This window comes from Pseudomonas sp. GW821-FHT12A04 (assembly GCF_058807755.1).
On the sequence record NZ_JBXAQZ010000004.1, the window covers coordinates 41027 to 54059 of the forward strand.

The following is a 13033-nucleotide window of genomic DNA, read 5'->3' on the forward strand; positions in this document are numbered from 1 at the left end:
TTCGGCTCTTTTTAGCCAGGCTTAGCCGCGCGCAATAACGGCAGCTTCAGCTTCGACCTTTTCGGCCGCTTTCTGGCGGATCAAGCGTTCAAGCTCATCCACCAGATTGTCATTCGTCAGCTTCTGCGACGGCTTGCCGTCGATGTAAATCAGGTTCGGCGTGCCGCCGGTCAAGCCGATATGGGCTTCCTTGGCTTCGCCCGGGCCATTGACCACGCAACCGATAACCGCGACATCCAGCGGCACCAGCAAATCCTCGAGGCGCCCTTCCAGCTCGTTCATGGTCTTGACCACATCGAAGTTCTGCCGCGAGCAGCTCGGGCAGGCGATGAAGTTGATGCCACGGGAACGCAGGTGCAGGGATTTGAGAATGTCGTAGCCGACTTTCACTTCCTCGACCGGGTCGGCCGCCAACGAGATGCGAATAGTATCGCCAATCCCTTCGGCGAGCAGCATACCGAGGCCCACGGCAGATTTCACCGTGCCGGAACGCAATCCACCGGCTTCGGTGATGCCCAGGTGCAGCGGCTGGACGATTTCCTTGGCAAGCAAGCGGTAGGCTTCGACGGCCATGAACACATCGGAGGCTTTCACGCTGACCTTGAAGTCCTGGAAGTTCAGGCGCTCAAGGTGCTCGACGTGGCGCAAGGCAGACTCGACCAGCGCTGCCGGGGTCGGCTCGCCGTATTTCTTTTGCAGGTCTTTTTCCAGGGAACCGGCGTTCACGCCGATACGGATCGGGATCCCGCGGTCACGGGCGGCATCCACCACCGCACGCACGCGGTCTTCGCGACCGATGTTGCCCGGGTTGATCCGCAGGCAATCGACACCCAGTTCGGCTACGCGCAAAGCGATCCGGTAATCGAAGTGAATGTCGGCAACCAAGGGTACTTTGACCAGCTGCTTGATCTTGCCGAAGGCTTCGGCGGCGTCCATGTCCGGTACGGAGACCCGCACGATATCGACGCCGGCCGCTTCCAGGCGATTGATCTGCGCGACGGTGGCCGCAACATCGTTGGTGTCGCTGTTGGTCATGCTCTGCACAGCGATAGGCGCATCGCCGCCCACAGGCACGTTACCGACCCAGATCTTGCGGGATTCGCGACGTTTGATTGGAGATTCGCCGTGCATGACTTATTGACCCAACTTCAGGCGAGCAGTCTCGCCACTGGTGAACGGAGCGACATCAACCGGCTGGCCGTTGTAGCTGACCTGAGCGCCACGGGCAAAGCCCAGACGCACGGCAAACGGTGGTTTGCCATTGACCGCCAGGCTGTCGCCTTTGCGTTTGAGACCGCTGAACAGCACCTTGCCGTTACCGTCGGTCACTTGTGTCCAGCAATCGGAGGTGAACTGCACCTGAACCTGGCCTTGACCGGCCACCGGCGCGGCTGCCGCTGGAGCCGGAGCGACAGGGGCTACCGGTGCAGTCGCCACCGGGGCCGGGACGGCAGGAGCTGCCGGAGCCGGAGCTGCCGGGGTCACCGGCGCTGCGACAACGGGCGCAGTGGTGTGCGCGGGTGCGGCTGGCGCTACCGGGGCAGCTGGCGCAGTCGCCTGAGCCTGCTCTGGTGCTTCAGCCGGAGCGTCGGCCTGTGGCAGCGCGAGGGCGGTTACGCCTTCGCTCTGACCTTCCACGACGGCCTGGTCTTCCGGCTCGTCCAGCGGGTGAATCTGTGTCGTACCGTCGGCGCCTTCGACTTCTACGTGCTCTGGTGCCAGACCGATCAGGTCCTTGGTGCGCATCGAGGTCTGATCCTGCCACCAGACGAAACCGCCACCGATCACCGCGACCAGCAACAGCAGGCTGACGATTCGCAAAATGGTGTGGGAAACCCGGACCGGCTCTTCAATACGGCCCAGGCTGTGAACATTGCTGCCCTGGGAGTCGGTACCGGTGGATTGATCGAATTGCTGGACCAGAACGGCCTGGTCCATGCCGAGCAATTTGGCATAGGCGCGAATGTAACCGCGGGCAAAAGTATGCCCGGGCAGCTTGTCGAAGGCGCCGGCTTCCAGATTGCTCAAGGAAGTGGTGGTGAGGTTGAGCTTGAGGGCCACTTCGGCCAGCGACCAGCCATTGCTTTCGCGGGCCTGGCGCAAAGTCTCACCGGGATTTACGCGATTCGCTGCTACAACTTCGGGATGCGCCGCTTTCATCATTGCTCCGACAGGTATTGCTGATATTCCGGCGTACCGGGATAGAGTCTTTTTAGTTGCAGGCCTGCACTTGCGGCCTTGTCGCGGTCTTCGAACACTTTTGCCAGCCGAACGCCGAGCAATAGACTACGTGCATTTTGCCCGGAGAGCTGGCTAAAACGGTCGTAATAGTCACGCGCAGGCACATAATGCCTGTCTTCGTAAGACAACTCAGCCATTTCCAGCAATGCACGTGGTTGTTGGCGGTTCAGGCGCAGGGCTTTTTCCAGTTGCTGCCGGGCCAGATCGCGCTGACCGAGCATCGCTGCGGTCATGCCCAGGTTCTCGAACACCCGCGAACGCTCAGGATACAGGGTATCGGCAGCGGCCTGTTCAAAGCGCTCGTAGGCTTCGTTGTAACGCTTCTGCTCGAACAGGAAACTGCCGTAGTTATTGAGGATTCGTGCATCGGCGGGACGGGAAGCCAGCGCCTTGCGAAAATGCTCGTCGGCAAGTTCCGGTTCCATCTCGGCCTGGAACACCAGCCCCAGCGCCGCGTTGGCATCAGGGTCGGAGCCATCCAGCTCCAATGCTTTCTTCAACGGAACCTTGGCGCGTTCGGTCATGCCTTGTTGCAAATACCCGATACCGAGTTGCACATAGGCCTCACGCGCTTCATCACGGCCCTTGCTGGTCTTCATCGGGTTGTAATCACCCGAAAGCACGCAGCCAGCACACAGGCTGGCCAACAGCAAAAGCAGCGCAAAGCGCAGGGACATAGAGATCCTCTCTTGGTTATTTCGCGGCGTCTTGCGCTACATCGTTGTCGGCGTTGAGTTCACGCACGGCGATATAACGTTCGCTGCGACGGGTGCGATCCAGCACCTGCCCTACCAGTTGACCACAGGCCGCATCGATGTCTTCACCACGGGTGGTGCGGACGGTGACGTTGAAACCGGCATGATGAAGCTGATCCTGGAAACGACGAATGGCGTTGTTGCTCGGGCGCTCGTAACCGGAGTGCGGGAACGGGTTGAACGGGATCAGGTTGATCTTGCACGGGATGTTCTTGAGCAGCTCGATCATCTCCACGGCGTGCTCGACCTTGTCGTTGATATCTTTGAGCAAGGTGTACTCGATGGTCAGCACGCGCTTTTCGCCGAGATTCGACATGTAGCGCTGGCACGACTCGAGGAGCATCTTAAGCGGATACTTCTTGTTGATCGGCACCAATTGGTTACGCAATGCGTCATTCGGGGCGTGCAGGGACAACGCCAGGGAGACGTCGATGTGCTTGGAGAGCTCATCGATCATCGGCACCACGCCGGAGGTCGACAGGGTCACACGGCGCTTGGAAATGCCGTAGCCCAGGTCGTCCATCATCAAATGCATGGCCGCGACGACGTTGTCGAAGTTCAGCAGCGGCTCACCCATGCCCATCATCACCACGTTGGTGATGGCACGGTCGACGGTTGCCGGGACGCTGCCAAAGGATTTGTTGGCAATCCACACCTGCCCGATGACTTCGGCGGCGGTGAGGTTGCTGTTGAAGCCTTGCTTGCCGGTGGAGCAGAAACTGCAATCCAGGGCACAGCCTGCCTGGGACGAAACGCACAAGGTGCCGCGCTTGCCCTGGGGAATGTAAACGGTCTCGACGCAGCTGCCGGACGCCACGCGCACCACCCACTTGCGGGTGCCGTCGCTGGAGATGTCCTCGCTGACCACTTCCGGACCACGGACCTCAGCAACAACCTTGAGCTTTTCGCGCAAGGCCTTGCTGACGTTCGTCATGGCATCGAAATCATCGACACCAAAGTGGTGAATCCATTTCATTACCTGACCGGCACGGAAACGCTTCTCCCCGATTGAGTCGAAGAATTTTTCCATTTCCAGCTGGGTCAGACCCAGCAGGTTAGTTTTTACAGTCGATGTAGTCATGGATTCACCTTCACTCTTAAGCCAATGCTTAGCGAGTGGTTACTTCAGTAGCTGCGAAGAAGTACGAGATTTCGCGAGCGGCAGCGGCTTCGGAGTCCGAACCGTGTACGGCGTTGGCGTCGATGGAATCAGCGAAGTCAGCGCGGATGGTGCCGGCAGCAGCTTCTTTAGGGTTGGTAGCGCCCATCAGCTCACGGTTCAGAGCGATAGCGTTTTCGCCTTCCAGAACCTGAACGACAACCGGACCGGAGATCATGAAAGCAACCAGGTCGTTGAAGAAACCACGAGCGCTGTGCTCAGCGTAGAAGCCTTCAGCTTCGGCTTTGGACAGTTGCTTCAGTTTCGAAGCTACAACGCGCAGGCCAGCTTTTTCGAAACGAGTGGTGATCTCGCCGATAACGTTTTTAGCAACGGCGTCAGGCTTGATGATGGAGAAAGTACGTTGAACAGCCATGGTGTAACTCCAGAAACGGTAATTTACGAAAAATTAAACCCGCGAATTATACGCGGGTTCTCGGGTATTGCCTAACCTGCTCGACAGACTCAGTCTGCCTCTTCGATCCAGGCGGCCTGAATGGCTTCAAGCACTTTCTCGCCGCCGCGGGTCGGATCATCGCTGAACTCCGGCAATGCCAGCACCCATTGGTGCAGATCGACGAAGTTCACGTAACGCGGGTCCACCTCAGGCTTGCTTTCAGCCAACTGGATCGCGATTTCCAGCACATCAACCCATTTCAGACTCATTTCAGATCCTTGAATCAGTGCGGTGCTTCGGCCGCATGGTTGAGCGAATACTTCGGAATCTCGACGGTCAGGTCTTCGGTACCGACCTTGGCCTGGCACCCCAGACGGGACTCGCGCTCAAGACCCCAAGCCTTATCAAGGTAGTCCTCTTCCAGCTCGTCAGCCTCTTCCAGCGAGTCGAAACCCTCGCGGATGATGCAGTGGCAAGTGGTGCAGGCACAAACGCCGCCACAGGCACTTTCCATCTCGATGTGGTGCTCGTGGGCCAGTTCGAGGATGGAAATACCCGTCTCAGCCTCAACAACCATGCCTTCGGGGCAAAACTTCTCGTGTGGCAGAAAAATGACCTGCGGCATCGTTATTCCTCAATCTCATTCAGGTTGCGCCCCGCCAGCGCGGCTTTCACCGTCGAGTCCAGGCGGCGGGCAGCAAAGGCGTCGGTCACTTGCGACAGACGCTTGGTCTGCTGCTCGATGGCGTAACCATCGGTACCTTTCATCAGTTCGGTCAGTTCCTGCACCTGCAGGTCGATGACCATGCGCTCGTCGGCGTCGAGCAGTCGGTCGCCGTCGGCCTCCAGAGCAGCCTGCACCGCTTCGATCAGGCGCTGGGCATCGACCTGCTGCTCACGCAGTACGCGGGCAACCTTGTCATCGTTGGCGTGCTGGAACGAATCCTTGAGCATCTTGGCGATTTCGCCGTCGGTCAGACCGTAGGACGGCTTGACCTGGATGCTGGCTTCCACGCCCGAACCCAGTTCGCGGGCGGAAACACTGAGCAAGCCATCGGCATCGACCTGGAAGGTCACGCGAATCTTCGCTGCGCCGGCCACCATCGCTGGAATGCCACGCAGCTCAAAGCGCGCCAGGGAGCGGCAGTCGCTGATCAGCTCGCGCTCGCCCTGCAATACGTGGATGGCCATGGCCGACTGGCCGTCTTTGTAAGTGGTGAAGTCCTGGGCACGAGCGACGGGGATGGTGGTGTTGCGCGGAATCACCTTCTCCATCAGGCCGCCCATGGTTTCCAGCCCCAGGGACAACGGAATCACGTCGAGCAGCAGCAGTTCATCGCCATCGCGCTTGTTGCCGGCCAGGGTATCGGCCTGGATCGCGGCACCGATGGCCACCACTTGATCCGGGTCGATTTCAGTCAGCGGCTGGCGACCGAAGGCTTCGGCGACGGCTTCACGAACGCGAGGCACGCGAGTCGAACCACCGACCATGACCACGGCATGCACGTCTTCCAGCTCGACACCGGAATCACGCACCGCGCGGCGGCAGGCCTTCAGGCTTCGCGCGACCATCGGCTCGATCAACGCATCAAAGGCTTCACGGGTCAGTTCGGCTTTCCAGGCGCCATGCGCCACTTCGACCGACGAGGCACTGGTCAGCGCTTCTTTGGCGGCACAGGCAGTCTGCAGCAGTTGACGCTGCGCGCCCGGATCAAGGTCGGCCGACAAACCGGCGCCCTCAATGATCCAGCCGGCAATCGCGTGGTCGAAGTCATCGCCACCCAGGGCGCTGTCGCCGCCTGTGGCCAACACTTCGAAGACACCGCCGGTCAGGCGCAGAATCGAAATATCGAAGGTGCCGCCGCCCAGATCGTAAATCGCGACCAGGCCTTCGGCGTGCTGGTCCAGACCGTAAGCCACGGCTGCCGCGGTCGGCTCATTGAGCAAGCGCAACACGTTCAGACCGGCCAGCTTGGCCGCGTCCTTGGTGGCTTGACGCTGAGCGTCGTCGAAATAGGCCGGAACGGTGATCACCGCGCCCACCAGCTCACCGCCCAGGGTCGCCTCGGCACGCTGACGCAGGACCTTGAGGATGTCGGCGGAGACTTCCACCGGGCTTTTCGGGCCCTGGATCGTCTCGATGAACGGCATGTGCGATTCGCCACCGACAAAGCGGTATGGCAGTTGATCGCCCAATTGCTTGACATCGGACAAACCACGACCCATCAAGCGCTTGACCGACAGCACGGTGTTCAAAGGATCGGTGGCGGCGGCCAGTTTGGCGGATTCGCCAACTTCGACGCGATCGGCATGGTAGCGCACGGCAGACGGCAGGATGACCCGCCCTTCTGCGTCAGCCAGAGGCTCGGAAAGTCCACTGCGCAATGCAGCGACCAGCGAATTGGTAGTGCCCAAGTCGATCCCCACAGCCAGACGACGCTGGTGCGGTTGAGGACTTTGGCCGGGTTCGGCGATCTGCAGTAGGGCCATCGTTATCAGGACTTATCTGTATATCAGGCGTGCGACCGGAGCGGCACTGGGTTAATCGTCGAGGCGCTCTTCTAACTGGCGCACTTCGTAGGTGAGCTTGTCGAGGAACTGCATGCGCCGCATCAGGCGTTCGGCCCGTTCACGGTGCGCGGCATCGTTCCAGCAAGCTGCGAAGCTTTGGTTCAGTTCATCCTGGGCAGCCTTGAGGCGGCGCTTGAAGACGGCAACGCCATTCAGGTCGGCGCTGTCCTGCAGGTCTTCGAGCTCTTCGCGCAACTCCATTTGCTGCAGCAGAAACTCCGGATCATGCACCGTGACCTCCAGCGGCAGCTCGCCACCATTCAAGGCGAGCAGGTAACGCGCGCGCTTGGGTGGACTCTTGAGCGTCTGGTAGGCCTCGTTGAGGCTCGCGGATTGTTCCAGCGCCAACCGCTGCTCGCGCTCGGAAGCGTCAGCAAAACGGTCCGGATGAACGCCGCGCGCCAACTCACGGTAGCGCGTAGCCAGCTGATCGAGGTCCAGATCGAAACTCGGTTGCAGCTCAAATAAAGCGAAATGACAAGGAGTACCCACGACAAGCCTCAGATGTTGAAGCTTTCGCCGCAGCCACATTCACCGCGTACGTTGGGGTTGTTGAACTTGAAGCCTTCGTTCAACCCTTCCTTGACGAAATCGAGTTCGGTGCCGTCCAGGTAGGCCAGGCTCTTCGGGTCGATGATCACTTTCTCGCCGTGACTCTCGAACACCTGGTCCTCTGCAACCACCTCGTCGACAAACTCCAGCACGTAGGCAAGGCCGGAACAGCCCGTGGTGCGAACACCCAGACGAATCCCTTCACCTTTGCCGCGCCCGTCGAGGGAGCGCCGCACGTGTCGAGCAGCCGCTTCTGTCATGCTGATAGCCATCGGTGACTCCTTACTCGTCGCCAAAACTCGAAAATCAGATCAAGCCTTTCTTCTGCTTGTAATCGCGAACAGCCGCCTTGATGGCGTCTTCAGCGAGTACCGAGCAGTGGATTTTCACTGGCGGCAGGGCCAGTTCTTCAGCCAGCTGGGTGTTCTTGATGGTTTCCGCTTCGTCCAGGGTCTTGCCCTTCATCCACTCGGTGGCGAGGGAGCTGGAAGCGATAGCCGAACCGCAGCCGTAAGTCTTGAACTTGGCATCTTCGATGATGCCGGCTTCGTTGACCTTGATCTGCAGGCGCATCACGTCGCCACACGCCGGAGCGCCGACCATGCCGGTGCCGACATCAGGATCTTCCGCGTCCATCTTGCCGACGTTGCGCGGGTTTTCGTAGTGGTCGATGACCTTTTCGCTGTAAGCCATGATTCTCAATCCTCACTCATCAGGGCCGCTCTTGAGACCCTGTAGTTACGCTGCATGGACCGCCGCGCTGCTACAGGACCCGTATCCGGCGGCTTCTTTGTTTAGTGTGCCGCCCACTCGATCTTCGAGATATCGACGCCGTCTTTGTACATGTCCCACAGCGGCGACAGAGCGCGCAGCTTGGTAACAGCCTCGCAAACTTTCTGCGCGGCGTAATCGATTTCTTCTTCGGTGGTGAAACGGCCGAAGGTGAAGCGGATCGAGCTGTGTGCCAGTTCGTCGTTGCGGCCCAGGGCGCGCAGTACGTACGAAGGCTCAAGGGACGCCGAGGTGCAGGCCGAACCGGACGATACTGCCAGATCCTTGAGCGCCATGATCAGCGACTCGCCTTCAACGTAGTTGAAGCTCAGGTTCAGGTTGTGCGGAACGCGGGCGGTCATGCTGCCGTTGACGTACAGCTCTTCCAGGTGCTCGACCTGCTTGTAGAAACGGTCGCTCAACGCCTTGATGCGCGCGTTCTCGGCAGCCATGTCTTCCTTGGCTACGCGGAAAGCTTCACCCATGCCGACAATCTGGTGGGTCGCCAGGGTGCCGGAACGCATGCCGCGCTCGTGACCGCCACCGTGCATGGTCGCTTCGATACGCACGCGCGGCTTGCGGCTTACGTACAGGGCGCCGATGCCTTTAGGACCGTAGGTCTTGTGGGCGGAGAACGACATCATGTCAACTTTCAGCTTCTGCAGGTCGATCTCGACCTTGCCGGTGGACTGAGCAGCGTCGACGTGGAACAGGATGCCCTTGGAACGGAGCAGTTCGCCGATCGCTGCGATGTCGTTGACGGTGCCGATTTCGTTGTTCACGTGCATGACCGAAACCAGGATGGTGTCGTCACGCAGTTCGGCTTGGATCATCTCCGGGGTCACCAGGCCATCGGTACGAGGCTCGATGTAGGTCACTTCGAAGCCTTCACGCTCCAGTTGGCGCATGGTGTCCAGGACAGCCTTGTGCTCAATCTTGGTGGTGATCAGGTGCTTGCCTTTGGTGGCATAGAAATGTGCCGCACCCTTGATTGCCAGGTTGTCGGATTCGGTGGCACCAGAGGTCCAGACGATTTCACGCGGGTCGGCGTTGACCAGGTCAGCGACCTGACGACGAGCGTTTTCAACGGACTCTTCAGCTTTCCAGCCGAACACGTGGGAACGGGACGCCGGGTTACCGAAGTTTCCGTCGACCAGCAGGCATTCACTCATTTTTTGCGCAACACGCGGATCAACCGGGGTGGTCGCAGAGTAATCAAGGTAAATCGGCAATTTCATGGACTATCTCCTAAATCAGGCTGGCTGGCGTGCCGCTAGCTCTTTGGCTGTCATTCGACGGCGGACGCTTCAATCTTGTCCAGGCGTGGCGCCTTGCTGTTGCAACGGCGCTGGTCCTGACGCTGGGCTACTTCTTGTACCTCACGGCGAGTCACAAGGTCAGCCAAGCTGATACCGCTCAGAAATTCGTGAATTTGCAGGCTCAGATCGCACCACAAGTGGTGGGTCAGACAGGTGTCGCCTTGATGGCAATCACCCTGGCCCTGGCATTTGGTTGCATCGACCGATTCGTTCACCGCATCGATCACCTGGGCGACCTGGATGCCCTGCATGTCGCGGGACAATTGGTAGCCACCACCCGGACCACGCACGCTGGACACCAGATTGCTGCGGCGCAGCTTGGCGAAAAGCTGTTCGAGGTAGGACAGGGAGATGCCTTGGCGCTCGGAGATATCGGCCAGGGACACGGGCCCGTGCTGCGCGTGCAACGCCAGGTCAAGCATGGCGGTCACGGCGTATCGGCCTTTTGTAGTCAGTCGCATGGACAATTACCACGGAGTTCGGAATGAGGCGAGTATGCAATTCCCGAGTATTTAAGTCAACTATAAGACCTAGTACTTTAGTCAGGTTTACCCGCAAAAGAGCGGCAGCATCATAGCAAAGGCTGGCCATATACAGCCAGCAGTACCGCGTTATCGTTCATCGCGAGCAAGCTCGCTCCCACACTGGACCGCGTCAGCCTGTACAACTTGATCACCTGTGGGAGCGAGCTTGCTCGCGATGAATTCGACTCGGTTTAGCTGGCCTGACTCTGATCCTTGTCCTTCACACAGGCGAAATCTTCTTCGCGCAGCTCAGGCAGATCTTTCGCACAGTAATTGCTGCCCAGGTCCTTCAACGCCCCGCACATCCCCTCCAGACGACCATCGACCGCCTGCAGGTGATCGAGCAACTGGTTAATGGCGCGAGCCACCGGGTCAGGCATGTCTTCAGTCACACCGTAGGCATCGAAGCCGATCTTCTCGGCCATGGCCTTACGCTTGGCATCTTGCTCTTCGTCGGATTTGACGATGATTCGCCCCGGAATACCCACCACAGTGGCACCCGGCGGCACTTCCTTGGTCACGACAGCATTGGAACCCACCTTGGCACCGGCACCGACAGTGAACGGGCCGAGCACCTTCGCGCCCGCCCCGACCACGACGCCATCACCCAAGGTCGGGTGACGCTTGCCCTTGTTCCAGCTGGTGCCGCCCAGGGTCACACCCTGATAAATAGTGACGTCATCGCCGATCTCGGCGGTTTCACCGATGACGATGCCCATGCCATGGTCAATGAAGAAACGACGACCGACCTTGGCACCCGGATGGATCTCGATCCCGGTCAGCCAGCGGCCGAAGTTCGACACCAGCCGCGCCAGCCATTTCAGGTCCGCGCGCCACAGCATCGCCGACAAACGGTGGATCCAGATGGCGTGCATGCCCGGATAGCAAGTCAGGACTTCAAAAGCGTTACGCGCCGCCGGGTCTCGGTGGAATACGCTCTGGATATCTTCACGCAAACGCTCGAACATCATTAATCCTTCCGCTTAAGGAGCTCACCACGGGCCGCTTTTTGGGTTTCCGTGAGGATGCCACGCAAAATATTCATTTCCGCCCGGCTGACCGAGCTGCGTCCGTACAACCGGCGCAGGCGCGCCATCAAGTGCCGTGGCTTTTCCGGATCGAGGAATTCGATGGCCACCAGGGTCTGCTCCAGGTGCTCATAGAATCGCTCCAGCTCGTCCATGGTCGCCAGCTCAGCGCTTTTGACCGAGGCCACTTCTTCCTTCTCGACCTTGCTCGGCTGACCTTGGGCCGCCAGCCAGGACATGCGCACTTCATAACCCAACACCTGCACCGCCGCCCCAAGGTTCAGTGAACTGAACTCAGGGTCTGATGGAATGTGCACGTGATAATGACATCGCTGCAGCTCTTCGTTGGTCAGGCCGGAATCTTCACGACCGAACACCAGAGCGATTTCCGCACCCTGCCCCGCCTCCTCGACCACCTTCGTTCCGCATTCGCGGGGATCGAGCAGCGGCCAGGGAATGCGCCGGTCGCGAGCACTGGTACCAAGCACCAGGTTGCAACCGACCAAGGCATCTTCCAAGGTGGCGACGACCTGCGCGTTTTCAAGGATGTCCCCGGCACCGGAGGCACGGGCATCGGCCTCGTGATGCGGGAACACACGAGGCTCGACCAGCACCAGCCGCGACAGCCCCATGTTCTTCATGGCACGCGCAGCCCCGCCGATATTGCCCGGATGGCTGGTATTGACCAGGACGACACGAATGTTTTGCAGCAAGGGAGGCGCTCTCGAACACAATAATCGGGAGCCGAATCTTACAGCTGAACCTACCGTTAAGCCATGAAAGCGAACGTCGTCCTTCTCCTGTAGAAACTTTCTGATAGAATGCCCGGCTTTCTTTAACAACCTTAGGTGACACATCCATGCAGCCCATGCTGAATATCGCGCTGCGCGCCGCCCGCAGCGCCAGTGAATTGATCTTCCGCTCCATCGAGCGCCTGGATACCATCAAGGTCGACGAAAAAGACGCCAAGGATTACGTATCCGAGGTGGATCGCGCCGCCGAACAGAAAATCATCGACGCCCTGCGCAAGGCGTACCCGAATCACTCGATCCTGGGTGAAGAGACCGGCATGCACGCCGGCACCGGCATCGAAGGCGAAGAGTACCTGTGGATCATCGATCCGCTGGACGGCACCACCAACTTCCTGCGCGGCATTCCTCACTTCGCTGTCAGCATCGCCTGCAAATACCGCGGTCGTCTTGAGCACGCTGTTGTTCTGGACCCGGTTCGCCAGGAAGAATTCACCGCCAGCCGTGGTCGCGGCGCTCAACTGAACGGTCGTCGCCTGCGCGTCAGCGGTCGCACCAGCCTCGACGGCGCCCTGCTGGGTACCGGCTTCCCGTTCCGTGACGACCAGATGGACAACCTCGACAACTACCTGGGCATGTTCCGCGCCCTGGTTGGCCAGACTGCCGGCATCCGCCGCGCCGGCTCTGCAAGCCTGGACCTGGCCTACGTGGCCGCCGGCCGTTTCGACGCCTTCTGGGAGTCGGGCCTGTCCGAATGGGACATGGCGGCAGGCGCCCTGCTGATCCAGGAAGCTGGCGGCCTGGTGAGCGACTTCACCGGCGGTCACGACTTCCTTGAAAAAGGCCACGTCGTTGCCGGCAACACCAAGTGCTTCAAGGCAGTCCTGACGGCCATCCAGCCGCACCTGCCAGCCTCGCTGAAGCGCTAAGCTTCCAGCGACAGAAAAAGCACCCTTCGGGGTGCTTT

The 13033-nt window shown here is 59.8% G+C and carries 16 protein-coding genes; 1 reads left to right on the top strand and 15 read right to left on the bottom strand.

What is annotated here, in order from left to right:
* Nucleotides 1–21: 21 nt before the first annotated feature.
* The 15 genes from ispG to trmJ form a co-directional block, all read right to left on the bottom strand.
* Nucleotides 22–1131: a flavodoxin-dependent (E)-4-hydroxy-3-methylbut-2-enyl-diphosphate synthase gene (gene ispG, locus AC1RS8_RS07780; protein ID WP_008057743.1), complete on the bottom strand. Its 1110-nt coding sequence runs from the start codon at nt 1129–1131 to the stop codon at nt 22–24.
* 3 nt (nt 1132–1134) lie between these two features.
* Nucleotides 1135–2160, bottom strand: coding sequence for a RodZ domain-containing protein (locus AC1RS8_RS07785; RefSeq protein ID WP_489339788.1), 1026 nt, complete (start codon nt 2158–2160; stop codon nt 1135–1137).
* A complete protein-coding gene (gene pilW, locus AC1RS8_RS07790) occupies nt 2160–2918 on the bottom strand; it encodes a type IV pilus biogenesis/stability protein PilW (RefSeq protein ID WP_489339787.1) in 759 nt (252 codons plus the stop codon). The genes AC1RS8_RS07785 and pilW overlap by 1 nt, the downstream gene beginning before the upstream one ends.
* Before the next feature lie 16 nt (nt 2919–2934).
* A complete protein-coding gene (rlmN, locus tag AC1RS8_RS07795) occupies nt 2935–4077 on the bottom strand; it encodes a dual-specificity RNA methyltransferase RlmN (RefSeq protein ID WP_046040918.1) in 1143 nt (380 codons plus the stop codon).
* Nucleotides 4078–4105: 28 nt separating this feature from the next.
* On the bottom strand, nt 4106–4531 hold the full coding sequence (ndk, locus tag AC1RS8_RS07800; RefSeq protein ID WP_007903599.1) for a nucleoside-diphosphate kinase: 426 nt from the start codon (nt 4529–4531) through the stop codon (nt 4106–4108).
* An 89-nt stretch (nt 4532–4620) separates the two neighbouring features.
* The gene (gene iscX / locus AC1RS8_RS07805; protein WP_008070969.1) at nt 4621–4821 is read right to left on the bottom strand and encodes a Fe-S cluster assembly protein IscX; all 201 of its coding nucleotides are present in this window, start codon (nt 4819–4821) and stop codon (nt 4621–4623) included.
* A gap of 14 nt (nt 4822–4835) precedes the next feature.
* Nucleotides 4836–5177 carry an ISC system 2Fe-2S type ferredoxin gene (gene fdx / locus AC1RS8_RS07810; protein ID WP_007998670.1) on the bottom strand — a complete coding sequence of 114 codons (342 nt, stop codon included), beginning with the start codon at nt 5175–5177 and terminating at the stop codon, nt 4836–4838.
* A gap of 2 nt (nt 5178–5179) precedes the next feature.
* On the bottom strand, nt 5180–7042 hold the full coding sequence (hscA, locus tag AC1RS8_RS07815) for a Fe-S protein assembly chaperone HscA (RefSeq protein ID WP_057716301.1): 1863 nt from the start codon (nt 7040–7042) through the stop codon (nt 5180–5182).
* A 51-nt stretch (nt 7043–7093) separates the two neighbouring features.
* Nucleotides 7094–7615, bottom strand: coding sequence for a co-chaperone HscB (gene hscB, locus AC1RS8_RS07820; protein ID WP_057716302.1), 522 nt, complete (start codon nt 7613–7615; stop codon nt 7094–7096).
* A gap of 8 nt (nt 7616–7623) precedes the next feature.
* Entirely contained in the window at nt 7624–7947 is a 324-nt protein-coding gene (gene iscA / locus AC1RS8_RS07825) for an iron-sulfur cluster assembly protein IscA (RefSeq protein ID WP_003227904.1), read from the bottom strand.
* Nucleotides 7948–7981: 34 nt separating this feature from the next.
* On the bottom strand, nt 7982–8368 hold the full coding sequence (iscU, locus tag AC1RS8_RS07830) for a Fe-S cluster assembly scaffold IscU (RefSeq protein ID WP_028620148.1): 387 nt from the start codon (nt 8366–8368) through the stop codon (nt 7982–7984).
* A gap of 101 nt (nt 8369–8469) precedes the next feature.
* Nucleotides 8470–9684 (bottom strand): IscS subfamily cysteine desulfurase, encoded by a 1215-nt coding sequence (locus AC1RS8_RS07835; RefSeq protein ID WP_489339786.1) that lies wholly within the window; start codon nt 9682–9684, stop codon nt 8470–8472.
* A 50-nt stretch (nt 9685–9734) separates the two neighbouring features.
* Entirely contained in the window at nt 9735–10226 is a 492-nt protein-coding gene (gene iscR / locus AC1RS8_RS07840; protein ID WP_007903581.1) for a Fe-S cluster assembly transcriptional regulator IscR, read from the bottom strand.
* 254 nt (nt 10227–10480) lie between these two features.
* Nucleotides 10481–11257 carry a serine O-acetyltransferase gene (cysE, locus tag AC1RS8_RS07845; RefSeq protein WP_007982740.1) on the bottom strand — a complete coding sequence of 259 codons (777 nt, stop codon included), beginning with the start codon at nt 11255–11257 and terminating at the stop codon, nt 10481–10483.
* Nucleotides 11258–11259: 2 nt separating this feature from the next.
* Nucleotides 11260–12030: a tRNA (cytosine(32)/uridine(32)-2'-O)-methyltransferase TrmJ gene (gene trmJ, locus AC1RS8_RS07850; protein WP_008053257.1), complete on the bottom strand. Its 771-nt coding sequence runs from the start codon at nt 12028–12030 to the stop codon at nt 11260–11262.
* A gap of 146 nt (nt 12031–12176) precedes the next feature.
* Between trmJ and suhB the strand changes: the two genes are divergently transcribed.
* Nucleotides 12177–12995, top strand: coding sequence for a type III secretion system regulator SuhB (suhB, locus tag AC1RS8_RS07855; RefSeq protein ID WP_008053258.1), 819 nt, complete (start codon nt 12177–12179; stop codon nt 12993–12995).
* Nucleotides 12996–13033: the final 38 nt, after the last annotated feature.

What these genes read in the sequence shown, in the direction of transcription:
- ispG (WP_008057743.1), bottom strand. Translation starts at nt 1,131, where the DNA reads ATGCACGGCGAATCTCCAATCAAACGTCGCGAATCCCGCAAGATCTGG.
- AC1RS8_RS07785 (WP_489339788.1), bottom strand. Translation starts at nt 2,160, where the DNA reads ATGAAAGCGGCGCATCCCGAAGTTGTAGCAGCGAATCGCGTAAATCCC.
- pilW (WP_489339787.1), bottom strand. Translation starts at nt 2,918, where the DNA reads ATGTCCCTGCGCTTTGCGCTGCTTTTGCTGTTGGCCAGCCTGTGTGCT.
- rlmN (WP_046040918.1), bottom strand. Translation starts at nt 4,077, where the DNA reads ATGACTACATCGACTGTAAAAACTAACCTGCTGGGTCTGACCCAGCTG.
- ndk (WP_007903599.1), bottom strand. Translation starts at nt 4,531, where the DNA reads ATGGCTGTTCAACGTACTTTCTCCATCATCAAGCCTGACGCCGTTGCT.
- iscX (WP_008070969.1), bottom strand. Translation starts at nt 4,821, where the DNA reads ATGAGTCTGAAATGGGTTGATGTGCTGGAAATCGCGATCCAGTTGGCT.
- fdx (WP_007998670.1), bottom strand. Translation starts at nt 5,177, where the DNA reads ATGCCGCAGGTCATTTTTCTGCCACACGAGAAGTTTTGCCCCGAAGGC.
- hscA (WP_057716301.1), bottom strand. Translation starts at nt 7,042, where the DNA reads ATGGCCCTACTGCAGATCGCCGAACCCGGCCAAAGTCCTCAACCGCAC.
- iscA (WP_003227904.1), bottom strand. Translation starts at nt 7,947, where the DNA reads ATGGCTATCAGCATGACAGAAGCGGCTGCTCGACACGTGCGGCGCTCC.
- iscU (WP_028620148.1), bottom strand. Translation starts at nt 8,368, where the DNA reads ATGGCTTACAGCGAAAAGGTCATCGACCACTACGAAAACCCGCGCAAC.
- AC1RS8_RS07835 (WP_489339786.1), bottom strand. Translation starts at nt 9,684, where the DNA reads ATGAAATTGCCGATTTACCTTGATTACTCTGCGACCACCCCGGTTGAT.
- iscR (WP_007903581.1), bottom strand. Translation starts at nt 10,226, where the DNA reads ATGCGACTGACTACAAAAGGCCGATACGCCGTGACCGCCATGCTTGAC.
- cysE (WP_007982740.1), bottom strand. Translation starts at nt 11,257, where the DNA reads ATGTTCGAGCGTTTGCGTGAAGATATCCAGAGCGTATTCCACCGAGAC.
- suhB (WP_008053258.1), top strand. Translation starts at nt 12,177, where the DNA reads ATGCAGCCCATGCTGAATATCGCGCTGCGCGCCGCCCGCAGCGCCAGT.